The sequence below is a fragment of the Amycolatopsis magusensis genome (genome assembly GCF_017875555.1).
GTDB classification, from domain to species: domain Bacteria; phylum Actinomycetota; class Actinomycetes; order Mycobacteriales; family Pseudonocardiaceae; genus Amycolatopsis; species Amycolatopsis magusensis.
Map to the genome: position 1 here is coordinate 3,715,053 of NZ_JAGGMS010000001.1, position 22,249 is coordinate 3,737,301.

Here is a 22,249-nt window from a genome sequence, read left to right on the forward strand (position 1 = left end):
TCGGGCCGCCGGATTGGGCACCAAATTCCGGTTCGCGCAACAAGGAGTTCGCAATTTTATCGGCGGTGATCCGCCGCAAGCCATGGAATGCCGCGTCGCGCAATGGGATGGACGTCTCAATTCATGTCGCCCATTGCCCGTGCTGGACGGCCTGCCGCAGGGCGGCGGCGAAAGCCGTGGTCGCGGGTGGGTCCGGTGGGTCGCCATAGGTGGCCAGGTAGACGTGCCGCCGGAAGTCGGGGAGGAGGCTGGCTTCGATCCCGGGTTCGTGGTGGGTGCGCAGCGCCAGCCCCGGCATGGTGGTCACGCCCATGCCCGCGGCGACCAGTGCCTGCTGGACGATGGTGTCGTCGCTGGTGTACGCGATGGGCGGGACGAAACCCGCTCGGTCACAGGCTTCGAGGAACTCGCGGCGGCAGTTTTCGCAGCCCGCGATCCAGGCGGCGTCGCGGTTGCCCTCCAGTGTCTGGCCGGGTTCGAGGCTGAGCAGGTACATCGGGTCGTCGAACAGGTGCGTGGTGCGGATGTCGTCCGGGGTCGTCTCGTCGTAGCGGAAGACGACCGCGATGTCGGCCTCCCCGGTTCGCAGCAGGTCGAGTGCCACGCGCGGATGGGCCTCGACCAGGTGCAGTTCGATGCCGGGGTGCTCGCGGCGCAGGACGCCCATGGCGTGCGGCACCAGCGCGGCGAGCGCCGACTGGAAGCCGGCGAGCCGGACGCGGCCGGTGCGCAGGCCCACCATCGCGGACAGTTCCGCGGCGGCGGCGTCGACCCGGCCGATGATCTCGGTGGCGCGCCGGGCCAAGTGCTCGCCCTCCGGGGTGAGCCGGATGCCCCGGCCGACCCGCTGGACGAGCCGCGCCCCGGTTTCCGCTTCCAGCTTGGCCAGGTGGTGGCTGACCGCGGGCTGGGAGTAGTTCAGGTGCTTGGCGGCCTTGGTGACCGAGCCGTGCGCGGCGATCGCCGCGAGCACTCGTAACCGCAGGATATCCAGCATCCATCAAAGATACGCATGGGTTGGCCCAACTATTGTCATTGGACGAATGAGTCGGTGTCGGACAGGCTGAGCGCGCGCCGCTTCCACGACCGAGGAGTTGGAAACCACGCCGGCGCGCCTGAATCCCCCACCCGCCCCGAACGGAGAACACCATGGACAACACGCCGAACCCCGCACGCGGGACGATCCAGCGGATGGACAACGTCGCCATCGTCGTCGACGACCTCGCCGCCGCGAAGGCGTTCTTCGCCGAACTCGGAATGGAACTGGAAGGCGAGGCGACCGTCGAGGGCAGCTCGGTGGATCGCCTCGTCGCACTCGAGGGGGTCCGCTCGGACATCGCGATGATGCGCATGCCGGACGGCCACGGACGGCTCGAGCTGACCAAGTACCAGTCGCCGTCGGTTCGAGACGGCGATCCGCACGCGCCGGCGAACACCCTGGGCGCGCATCGCGTCATGTTCGCCGTCGAGAACATGGACGACATCATCGAGCGCCTGCGGCCCCACGGCGCCGAACTCGTCGGCGAGCTGGTGCAGTACGAGAACAGCTACCGGCTCTGCTACCTGCGCGGTCCCGCGGGCATCATGGTCGCGCTCGCCGAGGAGATCCGGTGACGGCTGGGCGTCACGGCCGCGGCCCCAACCCGGCGAAGAGCGCTTCGAGCATGCGGTCGCCGTCGCACGCCGGCTCGCCGCAGACTGGCCATGGTCCAGGCGCGGTGGCAGCGCGAAACCTTGGTTCATCCCCGACCGCAAAAGGCGTCTGGATGTTGACGGCTGTCGGCGGTATGGTTGGGAGCGCTCCCAGACCGCGTCCCCCACCTGCTCGAGGAGCTGAACCATGTCGCGACGGCGTTGTCGCCCGGTCACCTTGCTGGCCGGCCTGTTCGTTCTGGCCCTGTCCGCGTTGCTGTTGCCGCCGGTGTCCGCGGGCGGCGCTCCCCCTGCTCCCGCGGTGCCGCTCACCGAGTTGACCGTGGTGTCCGAGCAGGTGGCGTCCGGTCTGCGGCGCCCGATCGCGATCACCGGACTCCCCGACGGGCGGATGCTGATCGCGGAGAAGAACGGCACCGTCCGCGCCTACCACCCCGACACCGGCCTCGCCGCCGAACCGGTGCTCGACCTGACCGCCCGGATCGACCCCTCGGACAACGAACGCGGCCTGCTCGGCATCACCCCCGCGCCGAACTTCGCCACCACCGGCATCCTCTACGTCGCCTACACCAGCCTGCCCGCCGGCGCGCTGACCCTCGCCCGCGTGCCCCTCGGCGCACCCGACAAGCTCCAGGTCCTGCTCACCCAGGAGCACGCCGAATACGGCAACCACAACGGCGGACAGGTCGCCTTCGGTCGCGACGGCTACCTCTACTGGTCTCTCGGCGACGGCGGCCACACCCACGACCCGTTCAAAGCCGGACAGAACCTGTCCACCCTGCTCGGCAAGATCGTGCGCATCGACGTCAACCGCGCTTGCGGCTCCAAGCCTTATTGCGTGCCCGCCAGCAATCCCTTCGTCCACACCCCGGACGCCCGCCCGGAAATCTGGCTCTACGGACTGCGCAACCCTTGGCGCTTCTCCATCGACCCGGTTGACGGCTCACTGTGGATCGGCGACGTCGGCCAAGGCCTCGTCGAGGAAATCAACCACATCCGCCCCTGGCAGCGCGGCGCGAACCTCGGCTGGTCCTGCCGCGAAGGCACCCCCATCTTCGACCCCGACCAATGCCGCTCCGGTGGCACCTACACCGACCCCGTCTTCGAATACGACCACTACAACGACAACTGCTCAGTCACCGGCGGCGTCGTCTACCGGGGATCCCAGACGCCAGAGGCACGCGGCACCTACATCGCCAGCGACTACTGCTCGACGCGCGTGTTCGCCGTGCGTCCCCAGTCGGCCGGTGGCTACGAAAACGCCACCATCGGCTACCTCCCCACCCAGCCCACCGCCATCGGCACCGACGTGCATGGTGAGTTGTACGTGCTCAGCGACCTGCCCGGATGGCTCAACCGCGTCCGCTTCCAGCACGTTCCGCCTGCTGGGGCGAACCAGTGATTCTCGGGACGAAGAGGGGCACCCCGGTTTCTTAGTGTGACTACGGCGAAGGCCTCGATGTCAAGGCGGGAAAGATGCCTTGACATCGAGGCCTTCGCCGTGTTTTGGCTTCGGGCCGGGGATGCGGAGGTGTGGGATTTCTGGCGCTCGTTTTTTGCACCCGGGTGCTCTTTTGGTATTTCCGCCCGTGGTGGCTTTCGTCGCTGGCCGCCGGTTGCTGGGGCCTGTCTGGGGGTTCGAATGCTCGGGTTGCGTCTGAGGGTGCCGTGAATGTGAGGGTTGGGACATCCGGGTGTCACGAATGTGGCTTTGGGGGCCGAATCCGCTCCCAAAGCCACATTTGTGTCGCGTGCCCGCTGGGCGAAGCGCCCGCGGGGGCGACTCGAACGGGTGTAAAGGGAGGAGTCGGGGTCAAGGGGGTGAGGGCCGGTGTAGCGTGGATCGCTGGGCGGGCACCCGGTGGTGGGTGCCGGCGGCGATCCGGGGCGGTCAGTGCCTGGGAGGCGGGAGAGCCGGCTCGTGACGACCGGCGGAGACGAAGCCCTTTCCATCTCGGTGGCCGAACAGGCGGGGTGCCGCGTGGTGGCGGTATCCGGGGAATTGACCATCACCGCGTACCCGGAGTTGCGCGACGTGATGCTGAAGTGCGCGGTGGAACAGCCGTCCGCGGTGATCGTGGACATCGAGGAGTTGCGTGTCGCCACGCCCAGCCTGGTGAGCGTGTTCGCCCAGGTGTCGATGCGGCTGTCCGACTGGCCGGGCGTGCCCGTGCTGCTCGTCGCCGGGGAAGAGGCGTCGCGGCGGCTCTTCGAGCACACGCCGGTGCCCCGGTTCGTGCCGGTCTTCCCGACGGTGGACGACGCGGTGGGCGGATCGACGGACCGGCTCCAGCGGCGGCGGGCCAAGCTGACGCTGCCCAGGCTGATCAGCACCACCCGGCAGGCCAGGGAGTTCACCCGGCACATCACCGAGTATTGGCTGCCGGGCAACGAAGTCGTGGCCGACGCGGTGGTGGTGGCCAACGAACTGGTCGACAACGTGCTCGTCCACACCCAGTCCGAACCCGCACTGCGGCTGGAACTCCGCGCGGATCTGCTCAGCGTCGCCGTGGGTGACCTCTCCCCGGACCCGGCGCTGATCCGCGAGGGCAAGGGCGGGAACGGCCTGGTGGTGGTCGCGCAGCTGGCGAAGGTGTGGGGGAGCAGCCCGGCGATGGCCGAGGGCAAGGTGGTCTGGGCGGTGCTGGACACCGAGCCACCCGTCATCGGACTGCCCGTGTTCAAACCCCACGATGGAAGGTGACGGTGAAGCCGCTGCAGTCGCGGCACTGCCGCACGACCTGGTTGCCCGGTTCGGTGTCGTGCTTGGACCAGGCGTAGGCCTTCGGGCACCGGCTGGAGATGGCGTCGCTGTAGGGGGTTTTCGCGTCGCGGTTCGGGTTGGTGCACAGGATCGGCTTGCCGCTGCTGTCCCTGGTCAGGTTCTCGGCCGGGCAGCTTTCGAGTAGCCGGTCCGAGCAGCCGACCGCCTCGCATTCCGGCGGCGACGCTGTGGCGTCCCGCGGTTCGATGGTGATCGGAAGGGACACCGCGTTGACGTAGCTGACGTTGTACCAGGGCGCCAGCTGGTCGTCGCGGTCGAAGTTGAATTCGGCGAGGCTCGCCGGTTGTTCCCCCGTGACGCAGCGGTCGGCCAGGTTGCCGCAGTCGCCGATCGCGCAGTGGAACGTGCTGCCCGGAGTGCCGGTGCAGTCCTGCCGGGCGAAGAACTTGCCGCGCCAATAAGCGGGGTCGCCGGATTCGGGAATGGTGACGGTCGCCTGCTGGGAGTCGGCCAACCGGGGCAGGCCGGTGAGGTTGTGTGAGCCGTCGGCGTTGACGGCGCTGCCGATCCAGATGGGCTGGCCGGACCGGTTGACGAAGGTGACGGTGTGGTCCGCAGCCGCGGTGGCCGTGCCGGTCCCGGCGGTCGCGATCATGAACAGGGCCAGTACCGCGTGGATGATCTTGCGCATTCCTGCTCCTCACCTTCCGGAGGACTCCGATTATGGCCTCCCGCGTCATTCCCGTGCGCGACAGAAAACCGGACAGGTTCAGACCAGTCGGTTGACCCGTACCGCCGATGCGCTCGACGATCGAGCGGAACCGGGAGGAATTGCTGTGAAGTCATTCCGCAGGCTGTCCGCCGCCGTACTGGTATTGCTGGCGACGCTCATGGTGGGTCATCCGGTCGGCGCAATCGCCGCCGCGAAAAAGGGCGTCAGCGTGAACACCGTCCCCGGAGTGGACCAAGCACTGCGCGATGTGCGCGCCGGCTGGTTCTACAACTGGGCCGCCGATCTACAGGGCGTCACCAAACCGGACGGCACCGAGTTCGTGCCGATGATCTGGGGCGCTGGCGCGGTCACCCCGGAGAACCTGGCGAAGGCGAAGTCGCTGGGCACCAGCTTGCTGGGCTTCAACGAACCCGACATGGCCGGGCAGGCGAACCTGACGGTCGAGCAGGCACTTGACCGGTGGCCCCAGCTCCAGGCCACCGGGATGCGGCTGGGGGCGCCCGCGGTCGCTTTCGGCGGCGATCAGGCGGGCGGCTGGCTCGACCGGTTCATGAGCGGCGCCGCCGCCAGGGGCCTGCGGGTGGATTTCATCCCGTTGCACTGGTACGGCAGCGACTTCTCCGCGGCTGCCGTCGATCACCTCCGCGGTTATCTGCAGAACGTGCACAACCGGTACGGCAAACCGATCTGGCTCACCGAATACGCCCTCATCGACTTCACGCAGAGCACTCCGCGTTATCCGAGCCAGGACCAGCAAGTGGCTTTCGTCAAGAATTCGTCAGCCATGCTGCAAAGCCTGTCTTTCGTCGAGCGCTACTCCTGGTTCACCCTGTCCACCACCACCGCGCCCACCGGCCTCTACGACGGCGCCACCGCCAATGCCAGCGGGCAGGCGTACCGGTCGGCGGGCTGAGGTGAACCCGGCCGCGAGAGCACTGGCGCTGACCGCCGCGCTGGTGGGTGGCCTGCTCAGCGCACCATCCGGCGCACGCGCCGCCGAGGCCGTGTGCTTCCTGGCTTGCGACGCGCGAGATCCCGTCCATGCCGGGCAGGAAGCGTTCCCGGTGCCGGAGGAGAACCTCAACGGCCGCAGGCTGGTGCTCCATGTGTCCGATGTGGACGGAATGGCGTGGGGCAGCATCGACCACGGCGTCCAGGGCGACGCGGTGTGGCTGGACCGGTCGTGGGACGGCGGCCGCACCTGGGAAGGCCTGCTCGGCAAGGCGAGCATCCCGGGCACGTGGACCGGCACCCGCACGCTCATGTACAACATCTCCGATCCCGGCGGCCACCGCCGCGGCCTCCTCCGTGCCTGCGGGGACGCTGCCGGAGTCGGCTGCACGCAGTGGGTGTACCCGGCGGTCTGCGACGTCCTGTGCGATCAGACCGACAGCGGACAGGCCGACGGTGACGTGCAGCCGGTGCCCGCGACGACCCTGAACGGCCGCGTGATCCGCCTGCACACCGACCGCGCGGGCATGGCCTGGGCCAGCGTCGAAGCGGGCGGACCCGGCGACGAGGTCTGGCTGGACCGCTCGTGGGACGAGGGCGCCACCTGGCCGGACGGCTCGTCGCTCGGCCGCGTCACCGCGACCGGCACCAGCGCCCGGACCAGCCTGTTCGCCACCCGCGACCCGCGCGGGCGCCTCTACGGCGGCGTGGTCCGCGCGTGCGGGCGCGCCTCCACCGGCCCGAACGGCAGTTGCACGGCCTGGGCGCGCCCGGCACCCGCGCGCGCGAGCGCGGCCGCCGACGCGCTCATGTACTCCTACGACCCGTTCCCCGGCTGGTGGCCGAGCAGCTGGTGGAACTCGGCGGCCGCGCTGACCACGCTGATCGACCACGGCGACCCGCGGTACGACTGGGTCATCGGCCGGACGTTCGAGCAGAACCGGGGCACCTTCCCCGCCGGGGCCCGCGGCAGCGACCCGATCGAGGGGAACTTCGCCAGCCGCGCGATCGACGACTCGGCCTGGTGGGGCCTGGCGTGGGTGGCGGCGTACGACCGCACCGGCGACGCCCGCTACCTGCGGATGGCGACCACCATCGCGGACTACGTGCACGGCTACTGGGACACCGGCACCTGCGGCGGCGGCGTGTGGTGGGACCGGGAACGCACGTACAAGAACGCCGTCACCGCCGGGCTGTACCTGCGCCTCGCCGCGGCCGTCCACAACCGGACACCGGGCGACACCGCCTGGCTGGACCGCACCCGCACCGCCGCGAGCTGGTACCTCGGCAGCGGGCTGATCAACAGCGCGAACCTGGTCAACGACGGGCTCACCCGCGACTGCCGCAACAACGGCCAGACGGTCTGGACCTACAACCAGGGACTCGCCATCGGCGGCCTCCTCGAAGCGTGGCGGGCCACCGGGGACGGCGCCCTGCTCGACATGGCCGGGCGGCTCGCCGACGCCGCCGTCACCGGCCTCACCCGCGACGGCGTGCTGACCGAGTCCTGCGATGCCGGCACGAACACCTGTGACGACAACCAGAAGCAGTTCAAGGGCATTTTCAGCCGGTACCTGGCCGACCTGGCGGGGGTCACCGGCCGCTACGGCGAGTTCACCACCCGCCAGGCGGCGTCGATCTGGTCCCGCGCCCGGGATCCGCTGAACCGGATCGGGCAGCGCTGGGCCGGCGCGAGCCCGGACCAGGTCGACTGGCGCACGCAGGCGAGCGGCCTCGGCGCCCTCGTCGCCGCGCGGTGACGGAGTGGTTCGGACCCCCAGCCCGAACCCCCGGACACCGCACACAGTCGATCGGCCCGCCCTCGAGCGGACCGATCGATGTTTCCCCGTCTCGCCTGTGTCAGCTGACATAGAATCAGATGACCGGCATATGCGCTAGGGTGTGCCACGAATTCGCCGGTCACCTCACGAGGAGAGCGATGCCCACCCGCCGTGCGGAAACCAGCCAGGAGAGCCGCCGGTTGCTGGTCGAGGCGGCCGCGACGGCCTTCGCGGACCGGGGGTACCGGCAGACGACCGTCGCCGAGGTGGCCGAGCTCGCCGGCATCAGCCGCGGCTCCATCCCGTGGCACTTCGGCAACAAGGAGGGCCTGCTGCTCGCGGTGGTCGAGCACGCCTTCGAGTTGGTCTCCCGCAACACTGCCGAGCCGCGGCTCCCCGGACCGGAGGGGCTGCGGGACCTGACCGACCAGAGCGCGGCGTTCGTCCGGCAGCCGATCACCAAGCTGATGATCAGCCTGCTCGCCGACGCGATGGACGAGGACTCGCCGGTGCACGACCGGTACGTCGAACTGCACCGCGCGATGCGCGCCCACATCGCCGCCTGGGCCGAGCAGCCGTACGACGGGTGCGGGCTGCCCGAGGGCGTCACCCCCGACGACGTCGGCGTGGTGGTGCTCGGCGCCTCCATGGGCATCCACCAGCAATGGCGGCTGGCGCCGGACCGCGTCGACCTCGACCGGGCCTTCGACAGCCTGCAGCGGATTCTCCTGGCGGCGGTCCAGTCGCGCGCCTGACATTCCGGCCGATTCGAAACCATGCGTATTCACGCACGCTTTTGATGGCGGTTTTGCCGACCGCACGTACAGTCGATCACGCTCTGGATTCGCCGAGGCGTTTTGGCGACTGGTCAAAGTGTTCCGCAAGATCAACTTTCGAGTGGGGATATCCACTCGATAGTCGGAAGCGGGCAATGAAAACGCGTGGCGTGGCCATTCTGCCGGACAGCGGCGGATACGGACGGCGACTACGTTCGGAATCGACGGCCGAAGCCGAAACGCTTTTTCGAAATATGTTCGTCTACTGTGGACTTGCCTGCCGGCAGGAAATGAGGAACTTTCATGGCAGGGCTCATGACCGCGCGTCCGCCAGCACCCCGCAGGAACGTCGTGCGCCGGCTGGTGGCCGCCGGCGTGCTGCTCGTGCTCCTGGTCCCGCTCACCGCCCACGCGAACCGCTACCCGCCGCGGGTGCAGGTTTTCGTGGCCAACACCGGATCCGACAACGTCACCGTCTACGACACCCGGCGCCGGGAGGTGGTGGCCACGGTGCCGGTCGGGGATTCGCCGGTCGGCGTCGGCGTGGTGCCCGGGGGTGAGCGGGTCTACGTGACCAACGAACTGGCCGACACGGTCTCGGTGATCGACGCACGCACCTACGCGGTGGTGGCGACCGTGCCGGTCGGGGCCAACCCGTTCGGCGTCGCCGCCACACCGGCGCACGTCTACGTGACCAACTTCGGCGACGGCACGGTGACCGTCATCGACGCCGCCACCGGCACCCCGGTGCGCGACCTGCCGGTCGGGCGGTTCCCGCACACGCCGGTGACCAGCCCGGACGGCCGCCGGGTCTACGTCACCAACAACGGCTCGCAGAGCGTCTCGGTGATCGACACCAGCACGCAGGAGGTGATGGCGACCTACCCCGTCGGCACCTACCCGGCCGGGATCGCGACGAGCCCGGCCGGCGACCGGATCTACGTGGCCAACACCGGTTCCGACAGCGTGACGGTGGTCGACACCGCCGCCGGGACCACCGTGGCGACCGTGCCGGTCGGCGAGTCGCCCATGGGTGTCTCGGTGACGCCGCGGGGTCAGGTCTACGTCGCCAACGCGGGCTCGGACGCGGTCTCCGTGCTCGACGGCCCGGCCATCACGGCCAGCTCGCCCGGCGTGGTCACCTCGACGGTTTCCGTGCAGGCACAACCGGAAGGCGCCGCCGCCGCCCCGGACGACAGCTTCGTCTACGTCACGAACACCGCCGCCGACTCGATGTCGGTCATCGACACCGGCACCTTCACCGCGACCGCCACCGTGCCGGTCGGCAGCAAACCGGAAGGCCTCGCCGTCTCCTCCTGATCCGACGCGACTGGCTCTCGGGAAAAGAATTCGAAGAAGCCGAGAAACCGCCGCCCGCGAGGTGCGAGCGGCGGCCGGGGGAAGCGGCTCAGCTGTGGGTCACTTCGACGTCGTAAATCTTCACTTCGCCGTAGTTGCTGCTCGAACACGGCGACGCCTTTTCGCAGTTGGCCTGCGTGTACGCGCCAGCCTTGAAGTAACCGCCGGTGAAGTTGTCGGAGAGCGTGGCCTTGAGGACGCCGTTGTAATAGGCCTTGATCTTGCCGCCGCTCACCACGAACTTCGCCTGGAACCGTTCGCCGAGTTCGTAGCTGTCGTCGACCAGGGTGAAGTCCTCGTCCTCGTCCCCGTGGGTGACGTAGAGCTTCTTGTCCTCCAGGCGGAAGACCGACACGTCGTCGTCGGCGTCGTGGATCTGCCCGGCGACCACGTGCGGCTTGCCCTTCGGGAGCGCGGTGATGGCCTGGTCGATGGTCATCGTGTGCGTGCCCGAGGTGGAGGACCAGCTGGCCTTCGTCTGGCCGGAGCCGGTCATCTCCCGCAGTTCCGACCGCGGGTAGTTGGACCCGCTCGTGGTCACGCCGTTGACGGCGGCGCGGAACTGGACCGCCGTGCAGTCCGGCGTGGTGGTGAACCACGGATCGATCGAATACGTCGCGAGCGCCGGCTGTTCGACGTTCTTCGGCTTCTCCGCCTCGCCGATGGGCAGCCCGACGTACCACTTCCGCAGGTCCAGCACATCGGCCGGGTAGGCGCAGGTGCCGCCCCCGCCGCCGTCCGTCCCGAGGACGGCCGCCTCGGTGATGCTGGTCCACTCGTTGGCCGTGTTCCCGTGGCCGACCACGCGCACGTACCGGGCGGAACCGTCGGCGAAGTCGTAGTTCTGCGGCTCCAGCGTGGTGTCACTGCTGACCTTGTTCGCCAGCACGGTCTTCCACGAAGAGCCGTCGGCGGAGGTTTCGACGTCGAAGGTGTGCTTCCTGGTGTCGCCCTTGTGCCAGGCGAGGGACACCGAGCCGACGGTCTGCGCCGTGCCGAGGTCGTACTGGATCCACACCCCGTCGCCCTCGGCGGACCACCGCGTGCTCAGATCCTTGTCGAGCGTGTTGGCCGCGACATTGCCGTCGTCCGCGCTGGCCGATGCTCCCGTGATCTGCAGGGGAGAACCCGCCGCGGCCGCGACGGCGGGGACCGCGCCGGGGACCCCGGCCACGACCGCCGCCAGCACCACGCCAAGAGTTCTTCTCATGAGGACCTCACTTCGGTTGGACACCTGACCAAAATGGCCACCGCGGGCGGGACCGGTCCCGGGAACGATCACCTAGCGTCCTTCCCGGGGGCGGAACTCCGACAAAATTTGGGAGAAGGATGCGGTCGATCAGACTGGCCGCGGGTGTGGTCGCCTGCGCGTTTTCGATGAACCTGGTGGCACCCGCCGCGAACGCCACCGAAGCCACCGGCGGGGGTGGGTGCACCCGGCCCGCCCAGGTGCTCGACCTGAAGAACTGGAAGATCACCCTGCCGGTCGACGACCCGGCCCAGGTGGGTCCGCAGCCGCTGGAAATCCGTCAGCCCCGGCTCAAGGGGTACGCGGTCGACCCGTGGTTCGTGCCGACCGCGGCCTGCGACGGCGTCCGCTTCCGCAGCGCGGTCAACGGGGTGACCACGCCCAACAGCAGCTACCCGCGGTCGGAACTGCACGAGATGACGCGCGCCGGCACGCAGCACATCAGCTGGCCGCCGGATTCGGGCAGCCACACCATGGTCATCGACCAGACGATCACCCACCTGCCCAACGACAAGCCGCACGTGGTCGCGGGCCAGATCCACGACGGCGAGGACGACGTCACCGTCTTCCGGCTCGAAGGCCAGAAGCTCTACGTCACCAACGGGGACGACCCGAACTACGCGCTGATCGACGAAAACTACGTGCTCGGCACCCGGTTCCAGGCGAAGTTCGAGGTGCGCGACGGCCGGATCGAGGCGTTCTACAACGGGGTGCCCAAGGTGACGCTGCCGGCCACCTTCGCGGGCGCCTACTTCAAGGCCGGTGCCTACACGCAGGCCAACTGCGCGAGGTCCGCCCCCTGCGAGGCGGGGAACTTCGGCGAGGTGATCATCCACGGGCTGTCCGTGACGCACCGGTGAGCCACCGGCCTTCCCGAAAGCGCCTCGGGTAGCACAGCGAACTGGCTACACTACCTTGCGTGCGCACGGGAGACGTGATCGACGGGCGTTACCAGCTGGAAGAGGTCACCGGCGGTGGGGCCGGTGGCCTGGTGTGGACGGCTTTCGACCGCAAGCTCAAGCGCAAGGTGGCGCTCAAGCGGCCGCACGTGATGGCCAGCGAGGCCGACCGGCTCCAGTTCGTCCGCGAGGCCGAGACGGCGGCGCAGGTGCACCACCCGAACGCCATCTCGATCTTCGACACGGTCGATGCGGACGGGTGCTGGCTGGTGATGGAGTACCTGCACGCGCGGAGCCTGGACAAGGTGCTGGCCGAGCACGGGCCGCGGCCGCCGGAGTGGGTGGCGACGGTGGGCGCGCAGATCGCGGCCGCGCTGGCCGCCCTGCACGACTGCCGGATCGTGCACCGGGATGTCAAGCCGGGCAACGTACTCGTCACCGACGACGGGCTCGCCAAGCTGACCGACTTCGGCATCTCCGTCTGGCGTGAGGTGACCTGGACCCACGACGGCAACCTCAGCGGCACCCCGGCCTTCGTCGCGCCCGAGGTGGCGAAGGGACGCCCGGCCGACGAAGCCTCGGACGTCTATTCGTTGGGCGCCACGCTGTTCACCGCGCTGGAAGGCGAGCCGCCGTTCGGCACCGGTGAACCGGCGGAGATCCTGGAGCGCGTCCGCGGTGGCGAAGTCCCGGAGTCGTCCCGGGCGGGGCCGCTGGCGCCACTGCTCGGGGACATGCTGGCGGTCCGGCCGGATCGGCGGCCGGACGCCGAACAGGTCCGGCAGCGGCTCGAGGAGATCGCCGGCCCCCAGCGGGTCGCCTGGTCGTCCGCCACGGCTGCCCGCCGGCCGTGGTGGCGTCGTCGCACGCCTTGGGTGCTGGCCGCGATCGTGCTCGCGGCGACGGTGACCGCCGCGACGCTGGTTCCCTTGCTGTGGCGGGGAGAACCCGCCGAAGACCTGGTGGGGGACGAGCACACCGCCTCGCCCTGCGCCCTGCTAGACGCGGAGGCGCTGAGCGCGCACTTCGGTGTGCCGACGCAGTTGCACCAGGCGATGGGCAACTTCAACCGCTGCGACGTGCTCCTCTCCCCGGGAGCCGGTGCGGCCGCGGCGGTGGACATCGAGGTGCAGCTGCTCCGGCTCAAGCGGCACCCCGTGGTCGGGCAGATGTTCGAAGACGAGGGCCCGCCGGAGGAGGACGAATGCGCCCGGCCGGTGAAAGTGGACGACCGGTACGGCATCCAGATCGCGGCGAAGGGTTTCCACCCCCAGGAACGGCTTTGCGCCACCGCCGACGTGGCCGCGGAACAAGTGCGCGGCGTGCTCGAGCGTGGGCCGATCCCGCGCCGCGCGGAGCCGCTGCCCGCGTCCTCCCTGGCCTACGTCGACGCCTGCACCTTGCTGGACAGCGCCGCGCTGGCCGTCTACCCCTCGATCGATGCGGGTGCCGGGGCGAAGGGCTTCGGCGGGTGGCGTTGCCGGTGGTTCGGCACCGCCGACCAGATCGACGTCCTGATGCGGTACGACCAGCATTCCAGCACTTCGGCGGTCGAGGGGGACCCGATTCCCTTCCCCGGCCGCGAAGCCCACATCCGGGCGGAGGCCGAAGCGTGCACGGTGCACGTGATCCACCGGCCGTCCGGGCAGCCGACCGGGCCGACGATCGACGTCATGGTGCTCACCGTCGGCGGCCCCCGCCCGGATCCGGCGTACTGCCCGCGCGCGATCGAACTGGCCGAGGCGGCGGCGTCCCGGTTGCCGCGCTGAGGGGAGGGGTCCCCGCGGCTGTGGTCAGACTGGACCGCCACCGGGAACACGAGGAGGCAGGCATGACCCGCGAAAGCCTGGCGCGTGGCGTACCCCCGGCCGCGGCGAGCACCGTCGTCGCGCTCACCGTGACCGGCCGGATCACCGCCGGTCCGGTGGAAGGCCGCACGATCCGGTTCGGCCGCAACCGCACCGAGGTCGACCTGCCCGTCGGCGAGACCGATCCGCGGGTGAGCCGGCGGCACGGCCTGCTGGTCCGGCGGGAGTCCCACTGGTGGGTCAGCAACACCGGGCGGCTCCCCATCCGGCTGCCCAAGGCGAACTGGTTGTTCCCCGGTGAGGAGCCGATCCCGCTGCCCACCGGGTACACCCCGATGTTCATCCGCGGTTCCCGCGACCGCGAACACCTGCTCGAGCTGTACATCTCCGGCGAGGACGGCGGACAGCCCGCGGCCAGGCACGACGCGGTCACCCACCAGCCCCGGCAGTGGCCGCTCACCCCCGACGAACGCCTGCTGCTGGTGGTGCTGGGCCAGCGCTACCTCTTCCACGACGCCAACCCGCAGCCGATCTCCCGCCAGCAGGCCGCGCTGATGCTGGCCGAGTTGCAGCCGGAAGCGAACTGGAGCGTCAAACGGGTGGAGCACATGGTCTCCGACGTCCGCGTCCGGCTGTCCGCGGCGGGGGTGCACGGGCTGCTGCGGGAGGAAGTCGGGGAACCGGTGGGAAACACGCTCAACGACAACCTGCTCCGAGAACTGATCCTGTCGACCACGCTGGTGCCCCCGGACCTGTCCCTGCTCGATTCCATCTGACCTGCGATACCCGGGCGGGACTCTCTGCTTTGGACACTCGGAAGGTGGGCAATGGCAACGTGGCCGAGTCAGCCAGCAGCCATGGTGGCCCCACTCGCCTGCTTGTCCACAGTGGACTGTCAGGTCGGCGTGCCGGGGAGTGGGGGTGCGGGCTGCCGGTGGTCCGGCCTGCCGGAATAAGCTCTGCCCGTGGTCAACCTCCGGTGGGTTTCGAAGCTGCGCGGCGGCGCGGTCTGGTACCCGGCGATCGGGCTGCTGCTCTTCGCCGGGTCGCTGGTGCCGGCGCTGCACAGCCAGGGCACGCAGTTCGGCGGCATGCCCGCGCGGCCTTACGACCTGCTGGCCATCCTCGCGGTCGCCTTCCAATGCGTTCCGCTCGCGGTGTGCCGCCGGTGGCCCGTCCTTTGCGTCGCGGTGGTGGGGCTCGGCTTCGCCATCGACCAGCTTCGCGGGTACCACTCGTTCGCGGGCACGGCGCTGCCCATCGCGGTGCTGATCGCGAGTTCCCAGCTGCAGCGGCGACGCCGGACCGTCGCGCTCGCGCTCACCACGGCGTACGTGCTGCTGGTGGTCACGTTCGAGCTGCTCGGCGCGGGTGAGTCGCCGGCCGAATACGTGACGTTCTACCTGGTGATCGCCTTCGCCTGGGGCATCGGGGTGTGGTGGCGGTCCACCCGGCTCGCCGACGCCGAACGACGCCTCCGTGTCGCGGAGGAAACCCGCGCCGCCGAACGCAGCCGCATCGCCCGCGAACTCCACGACGTCGTGACCCACCACGTGACGGCGATGGTCGTGCAGACCGAAGCGGCCCGCTACCTGACCACCAAACCGGAACGCCTCGACCAGACCCTGACCGACGTCACGGACACCGGCAGGCGCGCCCTCACCGACCTGCGGCACCTGCTGGACGTGCTCAACCCCGACCACAGCACCCGGGCCGACGGGCTGCGCGACCTCGTGGAGCAGACACGCCGGGCCGGGCAGCCGGTCGAGTTCACCGAGCAGGGCACCCCGGCGGAACCGTCCGGCAGCGCCGGTCCGGTGGCCTACCGGGTCGTGCAGGAGGCCCTGACCAACGCCCTCAAGCACGCCCACGGCAGCCCCACCTCGGTGCAGGTCCACCACGGCGACCGGGAGATCACCGTGGAGGTCAGCACGGACGGTGTCAGTACGGAAACCGCGTCCCTGGGCGGAAGTGGCCGGGGACTCGCCGGGCTCGGTGACCGGGTCGGCGTCCTGGGCGGCGACTTCAGCGCGGGCCGCAGCACGAGCGGCGGCTTCTACGTGCGGGCCCGCATCCCGGCCGGGAGCTCGTCGTGACCGCGCCGATCCGGGTCCTGGTCTGCGACGACCAGATGCTGGTCCGCACCGGGCTGGTGACGATCATCGACGCCCAGCCCGACCTCGAGGTGGCGGGCGAGTGCGGGGACGGGCAGGCCGCGGTCGACCTCGCCGCCCGCCTGCGCCCGGACGTCGTGGTGATGGACGTGCGCATGCCGGTGCTCGACGGCATCCGGGCCACGGCGCTGCTCGCCGGCGCGGGCGTGCCCAGCCCGGCCAAGGTGCTCGTGGTGACCACGTTCAACCTCGACGAGTACGTCTACGAGGCCCTGCGTGCCGGGGCGAGCGGGTTCCTGCTCAAGGACGCGCCCCCGGCCCAGTTGCTGCACGGTATCCGGACCGTGGCGGCGGGTGCGGCGCTGCTGGCTCCCGAGGTGACGCGGCAGCTCGTGGGCCGGTACGCCTCCCGCATCCGGCCCGCCGACGGTGACGCGCCCGAAGTCTCCTTGACTCCCCGGGAACTGGAGGTGCTGCGTCTCGTCGCGGACGGCCGGTCCAACAGCGAGATCGCCGCGACACTGGTGATCAGCCCGGAGACCGTCAAGACCTTCGTCTCCCGCATCCTCGCCAAACTCGGCCTCCGCGACCGCGTCCAGGCCGTGGTCTACGCCTTCCGCCACGGCCTGGTCACCTGACTACAGGGACTCGGCGGCTTCCCCGACGACGCGCTTGATCTCCTGGACGGCGACCTCGGGCTCGTCGAGGTAGATGTAGTGCTCGCTGTTCGCCGCGGTGCTCAGGGTGCTGCTGCTGGAGACAGCCAGCCACTTCTGCTGCCCTTCGGCCCACGCCCGCTCCAGGCCCGGCCCGTATTCGGGGACGGCCGTGAGGTACGGCTTCCCGTGCTGGATCACCGCCACCGGAATGTCCCCGGCCGAACGGACCTCTTCGTCCGGCATGGCCAGCTTCTCCGGGTTCTGCCCCTGGAGCACGGCCACGGTCTGGTCCCGCAGTTCGGCCGCCATGCCGGTGGCGGTGGGCGGCACCTCCTTGGCGAGGTCGGCGCCCTGCGTCGGGGAGGTGGCGTCCATCAGCACCAGGCCCACGACCCGGTCCTGGTGGTCGGGCGCGTACCGGGCGGCGATCAGCCCGCCCAGCGAATGCCCGGCCAGCACCACCGGGGCGTCCCCGGCGAACCGGTCGATCACCGCGGTCAGCACCTTGCCGGTGCTCTCCATGGTCTGCGGCCCTGCCGGCTGGTCGCTGAGGCCCGCGCCGAGCCGGTCGTAGGAACAGACCCGCTCCTGCCCGCCCAGGGTTTCCTGGAGGCGGGCCAGTTTCTCCAGCCCGTCGCCGCCGCCGTGCAGGAGCACGGTGACCGGGCGGTCTTCGACGGCGTTGCCCGAGCAGGACACGTTCACCGCGCGGCCGTCGACGTCGATCTTCGTCATCCCGGTGAAGGAGCCCTGGTCCGATGCCGCCGGCGGGGCTTCCTCGCAGCCTGTCAGCGCGACGCCGGCCACGGCGCAGCACAGCGCGATCACAGTGGATGCCCTACGGGTCATGGTGTACTCCTGGTGCGGAACTGGTGGGTGAAAAACGACTGCCCGGCGAGGCTAGGGACTCCACGGGGGCGAAATCGTCACCGCGGGGTGGACAATCGCGAGTAGCTCGCACGGGTGACGTGGTCCCGCCCGGCCCGCCGGGTCAGGAGATGGGTTCCGGCCTGGCCTGGGCGGTCACGGCGCTCATGGGGTTGCAGTCGCTGGGGTTCTACGTCGTCGTGACGTGGTTGCCCCAGGTCTTCCAGGACCACGGCGTGAGCCCGGCCGCGGCGGGGTGGCTGCTGTTCCTGCTCCAGGCGGTCGCGGTGCTGACCAGCCTGGCCGTGCCCGGCGCGATGCGGTGGGCACGGGACCAGCGGGCGCTGGCGGCGAGCTGCTCGGCGGTGCTGTTCCTCGGGTACCTCGGGCTCGTGCTGGCGCCGGCGTTCATCGGCCTGCGTGCCCAGGACGCCACCGTGGCCGGGGCGTTGTCGGCGATGGCGCAGTCGATCGGCTACCTGCTGGCCGCCGTGGGGCCCGTGGTCTTCGGGCTGCTGCACACCGTCAGCTCCGGCTGGCGGGTCCCGCTCGTGCTGATGTGCGTCGCCGCGGCGGCCCAGGTGGTCGTCGCACTGGCGGCCGGGCGGGGCACGGTCAGTCCCAGCCGAAGGCGCCCAGTGAGTCGTCGCCGCCGGTCTGGAATCGGAGCTCGGTCATGGGTTTTCCTTTCCTCGTAGCGAAATGGGTTTCAGAGCCAGCCGCGGCGTACTGCCTCGGCGCCGGCTTCGAAGCGGCTGTCCGCGCCGAGCCGCTGCATCAGCCGGGCGACCCGGCGGCGCAGGTGCCGGACGGACACCCCGATCGTCTTCGCGGCGTTCTCGTCGGTGACGCCTTCGGCGAGCAGCCGCAGCACCTCGCGGTCCTGCTCGTCCGGTCCCGGGTCGGCCTGCTCGCCGGGGAGTTCGGCGGCCTCGCGCCAGAGGCCGTGGAACAACCGCAGGAAGCCGCTGAGCAACCCGGCCTGGCGCAGCACCAGCGCGCCACGGCCGGTGCCGCCGGGGTCCTGCGGCACCACGGCGACCCGCTCGTCCAGGATGATCATGCGCTCCAGCGGCTGGTCGCTGAACCGGATCGCGGTGCCTTCGTCCGCCGCGGCCCGTAGCGAAGGCAGCGCCAGCGCGGAGGCCGGGTAGATCACCCGCACGTCCAGCCCACGCCGCGTGCTGCGTTGCTCCAGCGGCCGGGAAGCCGCGGCTGCCTCGGCGTCACCGGTGGCCACGGGCTGCACCGTGTACACGGAGTTCCGGGTGAAGAAGGACAGCTCGGCGAGCCGTTCGCGCACGGCCCGCACGTCGTCGAGCTGCTCCACCCCGGTGACCGGGCCCGCCGCGGGCTCATCGGCGTCGCGGCGGCGACCGGCGTAGATGGCGGCCAGCTCGGGGACCTCCGCGCGGACCGCGCCGACCCGCCGCAACCGCGCGTGCAGGTCGTCCTCGGTCCGTTCGATCAGTTCACCGACCGCCACCGTCGGATCCAGCGGGCTCACCCCGGACGGCGCGGCCTCGTCGGCCCGCGCCACGCCGAACTCGACCAGCCGGTCCAGCGCCTCACGCCGCGAGCGCGGGCTCCCGGCTTCGGGCACCAGTTGGGCGGCGGCGCGGTACGGATCGCCGAGCAGCGACCGGTACGCCCGCTCCTGCTCCTCGGTGAAGCCCAGATCCCGCAGTGGCATGCCCGCCTCCTTCCGTGCTGCCACTGTGCGGGAGCGGGCCCGGTGCGCACATGGGTAACGCGCCCCCATCTTCCGAGGCGGGAAAGCGGGTAGTGATTACCCATGTGCCCGCGCGGGCCCGGCTGGCAACGTTCCGGGGGTGAGCAACCCGACCGAGAGCCCCGTGGCCACCGCCCCGCCGTCCGGCGGCTGGTGGACGGCCGCGCTCTCCACCGCCGAGCACGGGTCCACGCGGCCCGGGTGGGCGGAACTGGTGGAGGAGGTGCTCGCGGTGGCCCCGGACCGCGGGGCGTTCCGGGAGGTCCCGCCGGACGCCGCACCCGAGGAGCACCTGGTGGCTCCCTTGATGCCGTTCCTGGACCGGGTCCAGGCGCGCTTCGGCGGGCGGCTGGCCGACGCGGTGTGGCTGGACGTGCGGACCTGGCTCGGCGGCAAGCTGGCGCGCATCGCCGCCCGGGCGCTGGTCACCGAACTGCACCAGGGTGGACCGTGGGCGGGGGAGACCTCGCACGAGCGGTTCGCCGAGTTCGTCCGGCAGACCGGCGGGCGGCTGCCCGAGCTGTTCCGGCGCTACCCGGTGCTGGCCCGGCTGCTCGCCGAAACCTGCGTGCACACGGTGGACGCGGTCACCGAACTGCTCGACCGCCTCGCCGCCGACCGCGAAGCGCTGGTCGCGGACCTCTTCGGCACCGACCCCGGTGCGCTCACCGGCCTGACCCTGGGTGCGGGTGACCTGCACTCCGGCGGTCGTTCGGTGGCCGTGCTGCGGTTCGCCGACGGCACCCGGCTGGTCTACAAACCGCGCCCGCTCGGCCTGCAGGCGCGCTTCGGCGAACTGCTGGACTGGTTCGCCACGGTGCTGCCCGAGCTGGCCCCGCGCGGGGTCCGGGTGGTGACGGGCGACGGGTACGGCTGGGCCGAGTTCGTCGACCACGCGCCGTGCGCCACCCCCGCCGAGGTCGACCGGTTCCACCGCCGCCAGGGCGCCCTGCTCGCCCTGCTGTACGTGCTGGACGCGACCGACATGCACTACGAGAACCTCGTCGCCGCCGGGGACCAGCCGGTGCTGGTGGACGTCGAGACCCTCTTCCACCCCGGGTGGACCCCGCGGACCAGCGCCGGGCCCGACCCGGCGCTGTCCGCGCTGAACGCCTCGGTGATGCGGACCGCCCTGCTGCCCAGACTGCTGCTGGGTGAGCACGGTTCGCTCGACGTTTCCGGCGCCGGCGGGCAGTCCGGGGTGGACTACCCGACCGACGTGCCGGTCTGGCTGGCGGCCGGCACGGACCGGATGCGCCTGGTGCCCGGCCGGGTCCCGATGACCGGCGCCCGCAACCGCCCGGTGCTGCGGGGAGTGGCGGCCGACCTGCTGGACCACCGGGAGGCGCTGCTCGCCGGGTTCCGCACCGGCTACGACGTGCTGTCCGAGCGAGCCGAGGAGCTGTCCGCCGAGCACGGGCCCCTGGCCCGCTTCGCCGGCGAGGAGATCCGGCTGGTCGTGCGGGACACCCGGGCCTACAGCCTGCTGCTCGCCGAGTCCACCCACCCGCGGCACCTCGCCGACGGCGCCGCCCGCGAGGCCGCGTTCGCCGACCTCGCCGTCGACACCGGGCACGACCACCTGCCGCAGCTGATCCCGGGTGAGCTGACCGAGCTGTTCTCCGGCGACATCCCGTTGTTCACCGCACGGGTCGGCTCGCGCGACGTGCGCTCCGGCAGCGGCGCGGTGCTGCCCGGCCTGCTGCGGCGCAGCGGGCTGGAAGCGGTGCGGGACAAGCTCGCCCGCCTCGGCGCGGTGGACCGGCGAGAACAGGAGTGGCTGGTGGAAGCGACCCTCGCCACGCGACTGCGGTCCACCGGGCACCTCCCGGCCGCACCACTGGGCGACCCCGTCGCGGGCGTGGTGCCGGACCAGCCGCACCTGCTGGCGCTGGCCTGCGGCATCGGGGACGAACTGGTCGCGCGGTCCCGGCAGGACGGCGACCGGGCCAACTGGCTCGGCCTGGAACTGGTCGACGGCCGGTACTGGTCCGTGCTGCCGATGGGTGCCGGGCTGGCCGAGGGCTACTGCGGCACCGCGCTCTTCCTGGCCCAGCTCGGGGCGATCACCGGGGTCTCCCGCTACTCGGACCTGGCGCGCCGGGCGGTGCACGGGCTTCCCGCGTTGCTGGGCGTGCTGGTCCGCTACCCGGAGCTGGCCAGGGAGGTCGGCTCGGGCGGGTTCTTCGGGCTCGGCGGCATCTCCTACGCCGTGGCCAGGTTGGCCACGCTGCTCGACGACGACGTGCTCCGCGAGTCCCTGCCCACCGCGGTGACCGCCACCCGCCTCGCCGACGACGCAGGTCGCCCGGGCATCGGCGACGGCACGGACGGCGCACTGGTCGCCATGCTCGCCGTGCACGCCGAGACCGGGCTCTCGCTCGCTGCCGACGTGGCCGCCGAACTCGCCGGACGGCTGAGCTCGCGCCCCGAGCCCGAAGGCGCCGGATTCCTGTGGGGTGGCGCGGGCACCGCGCTGACCCGCCCGGCCGGGGCGTCGCCGGGCAGTCCGGCGGGCATCGGCTGGTGCTCCGGGGCCGCGGGGGTGGCGTTGTCCCGCCCGGCCGGTGACCCCGGGGCCGACGCCTTCGTCGCCGCCGCGGCCGCTCGCCGCGTCTCCGGCGACCACTCGCTCTGCCACGGTGAACTGGGTGTGCTGGACGTGCTCGTGGAACTCGCCGCCGCCGGGCACGAGCGGGCCGCGGCCACGCTCACCCGCGACAGCGCCCACGTGCTCGGGGCCATCGAGCGGTACGGGCCGCGGTGCGGCACCCCGGACGCCGTGCCCACCCCGGGCCTGCTGACCGGCATCGCCGGGATCGGCTACGGCCTGCTGCGCCTGGGTTTCACCACCGAAGTGCCGTCCGTGCTGCTGCTGCGGCCGGGCACCCCCCGAAGCCACTGAAGCCACCGAAGCCACTGAACCAGACGGAAAACCCGAAT

Annotated in this window: 19 protein-coding genes; 14 read left to right on the forward strand and 5 right to left on the reverse strand. The window is 71.0% G+C overall.

Annotation, left to right across the window (positions count from 1 at the left end):
* Positions 1–121 precede the first annotated feature (121 nt).
* Positions 122–997 carry a LysR family transcriptional regulator gene (locus JOM49_RS16485; protein ID WP_209665158.1) on the reverse strand — a complete coding sequence of 292 codons (876 nt, stop codon included), beginning with the start codon at positions 995–997 and terminating at the stop codon, positions 122–124.
* Between the two features lie 152 nt (positions 998–1,149).
* Here JOM49_RS16485 and JOM49_RS16490 point away from each other — a divergent pair, with 152 nt between their 5' ends.
* The 3 genes from JOM49_RS16490 (at position 1,150) to JOM49_RS16500 (ending at position 4,357) form a co-directional block, all read left to right on the forward strand.
* Positions 1,150–1,614, forward strand: a complete 465-nt coding sequence (locus JOM49_RS16490; RefSeq protein ID WP_245369348.1) for a VOC family protein — start codon at positions 1,150–1,152, stop codon at positions 1,612–1,614.
* A gap of 226 nt (positions 1,615–1,840) precedes the next feature.
* Complete coding sequence (locus JOM49_RS16495) at positions 1,841–3,055, forward strand: PQQ-dependent sugar dehydrogenase (protein ID WP_209665159.1); 1,215 nt, start codon at positions 1,841–1,843, stop codon at positions 3,053–3,055.
* Between the two features lie 519 nt (positions 3,056–3,574).
* Positions 3,575–4,357 (forward strand): STAS domain-containing protein, encoded by a 783-nt coding sequence (locus JOM49_RS16500; protein WP_209665160.1) that lies wholly within the window; start codon positions 3,575–3,577, stop codon positions 4,355–4,357.
* Here the strand turns inward: JOM49_RS16500 and JOM49_RS16505 are convergent.
* Complete coding sequence (locus tag JOM49_RS16505; RefSeq protein WP_209665161.1) at positions 4,335–5,069, reverse strand: thaumatin family protein; 735 nt, start codon at positions 5,067–5,069, stop codon at positions 4,335–4,337. The two genes, JOM49_RS16500 and JOM49_RS16505, sit on opposite strands and share 23 nt — an antisense overlap.
* Before the next feature lie 91 nt (positions 5,070–5,160).
* Between JOM49_RS16505 and JOM49_RS16510 the strand changes: the two genes are divergently transcribed.
* The 4 genes from JOM49_RS16510 to JOM49_RS16525 all read left to right on the forward strand — a co-directional run bounded on the left by JOM49_RS16510 (position 5,161) and on the right by JOM49_RS16525 (position 9,939).
* Entirely contained in the window at positions 5,161–6,024 is an 864-nt protein-coding gene (locus JOM49_RS16510) for a glycoside hydrolase family protein (RefSeq protein ID WP_245369349.1), read from the forward strand.
* A gap of 1 nt (position 6,025) precedes the next feature.
* A complete protein-coding gene (locus JOM49_RS16515; RefSeq protein ID WP_308158761.1) occupies positions 6,026–7,822 on the forward strand; it encodes a glycoside hydrolase family 76 protein in 1,797 nt (598 codons plus the stop codon).
* 179 nt (positions 7,823–8,001) lie between these two features.
* The gene (locus tag JOM49_RS16520; RefSeq protein WP_209665163.1) at positions 8,002–8,598 is read left to right on the forward strand and encodes a TetR family transcriptional regulator; all 597 of its coding nucleotides are present in this window, start codon (positions 8,002–8,004) and stop codon (positions 8,596–8,598) included.
* Between the two features lie 372 nt (positions 8,599–8,970).
* The gene (locus JOM49_RS16525) at positions 8,971–9,939 is read left to right on the forward strand and encodes a YVTN family beta-propeller repeat protein (RefSeq protein WP_308158762.1); all 969 of its coding nucleotides are present in this window, start codon (positions 8,971–8,973) and stop codon (positions 9,937–9,939) included.
* An 88-nt stretch (positions 9,940–10,027) separates the two neighbouring features.
* Here JOM49_RS16525 and JOM49_RS16530 read toward each other — a convergent pair whose 3' ends face one another.
* Complete coding sequence (locus tag JOM49_RS16530) at positions 10,028–11,188, reverse strand: polysaccharide lyase family 7 protein (RefSeq protein ID WP_209665164.1); 1,161 nt, start codon at positions 11,186–11,188, stop codon at positions 10,028–10,030.
* 119 nt (positions 11,189–11,307) lie between these two features.
* Here JOM49_RS16530 and JOM49_RS16535 point away from each other — a divergent pair, with 119 nt between their 5' ends.
* The 5 genes from JOM49_RS16535 to JOM49_RS16555 all read left to right on the forward strand — a co-directional run bounded on the left by JOM49_RS16535 (position 11,308) and on the right by JOM49_RS16555 (position 16,686).
* Positions 11,308–12,087, forward strand: a complete 780-nt coding sequence (locus JOM49_RS16535; protein WP_209665165.1) for a polysaccharide lyase family 7 protein — start codon at positions 11,308–11,310, stop codon at positions 12,085–12,087.
* A gap of 59 nt (positions 12,088–12,146) precedes the next feature.
* Positions 12,147–13,895 carry a serine/threonine-protein kinase gene (locus tag JOM49_RS16540; RefSeq protein WP_209665166.1) on the forward strand — a complete coding sequence of 583 codons (1,749 nt, stop codon included), beginning with the start codon at positions 12,147–12,149 and terminating at the stop codon, positions 13,893–13,895.
* Between the two features lie 62 nt (positions 13,896–13,957).
* The gene (locus tag JOM49_RS16545) at positions 13,958–14,710 is read left to right on the forward strand and encodes an FHA domain-containing protein (protein WP_209665167.1); all 753 of its coding nucleotides are present in this window, start codon (positions 13,958–13,960) and stop codon (positions 14,708–14,710) included.
* A gap of 189 nt (positions 14,711–14,899) precedes the next feature.
* On the forward strand, positions 14,900–16,030 hold the full coding sequence (locus JOM49_RS16550) for a sensor histidine kinase (protein ID WP_308158763.1): 1,131 nt from the start codon (positions 14,900–14,902) through the stop codon (positions 16,028–16,030).
* On the forward strand, positions 16,027–16,686 hold the full coding sequence (locus JOM49_RS16555; protein ID WP_209665168.1) for a response regulator: 660 nt from the start codon (positions 16,027–16,029) through the stop codon (positions 16,684–16,686). The genes JOM49_RS16550 and JOM49_RS16555 overlap by 4 nt, the downstream gene beginning before the upstream one ends.
* Here JOM49_RS16555 and JOM49_RS16560 read toward each other — a convergent pair whose 3' ends face one another.
* Complete coding sequence (locus JOM49_RS16560; RefSeq protein ID WP_209665169.1) at positions 16,687–17,556, reverse strand: alpha/beta hydrolase; 870 nt, start codon at positions 17,554–17,556, stop codon at positions 16,687–16,689.
* A gap of 149 nt (positions 17,557–17,705) precedes the next feature.
* Here JOM49_RS16560 and JOM49_RS16565 point away from each other — a divergent pair, with 149 nt between their 5' ends.
* Entirely contained in the window at positions 17,706–18,272 is a 567-nt protein-coding gene (locus JOM49_RS16565) for an MFS transporter (protein WP_209665170.1), read from the forward strand.
* An 11-nt stretch (positions 18,273–18,283) separates the two neighbouring features.
* Here JOM49_RS16565 and JOM49_RS16570 read toward each other — a convergent pair whose 3' ends face one another.
* Positions 18,284–19,267, reverse strand: coding sequence for a helix-turn-helix transcriptional regulator (locus JOM49_RS16570; protein WP_209665171.1), 984 nt, complete (start codon positions 19,265–19,267; stop codon positions 18,284–18,286).
* 139 nt (positions 19,268–19,406) lie between these two features.
* On the opposite strand from JOM49_RS16570, the gene JOM49_RS16575 reads away from it, so the two are divergent.
* Positions 19,407–22,211: a type 2 lanthipeptide synthetase LanM family protein gene (locus tag JOM49_RS16575; protein WP_209665172.1), complete on the forward strand. Its 2,805-nt coding sequence runs from the start codon at positions 19,407–19,409 to the stop codon at positions 22,209–22,211.
* The last annotated feature ends 38 nt before the right edge of the window (positions 22,212–22,249 follow it).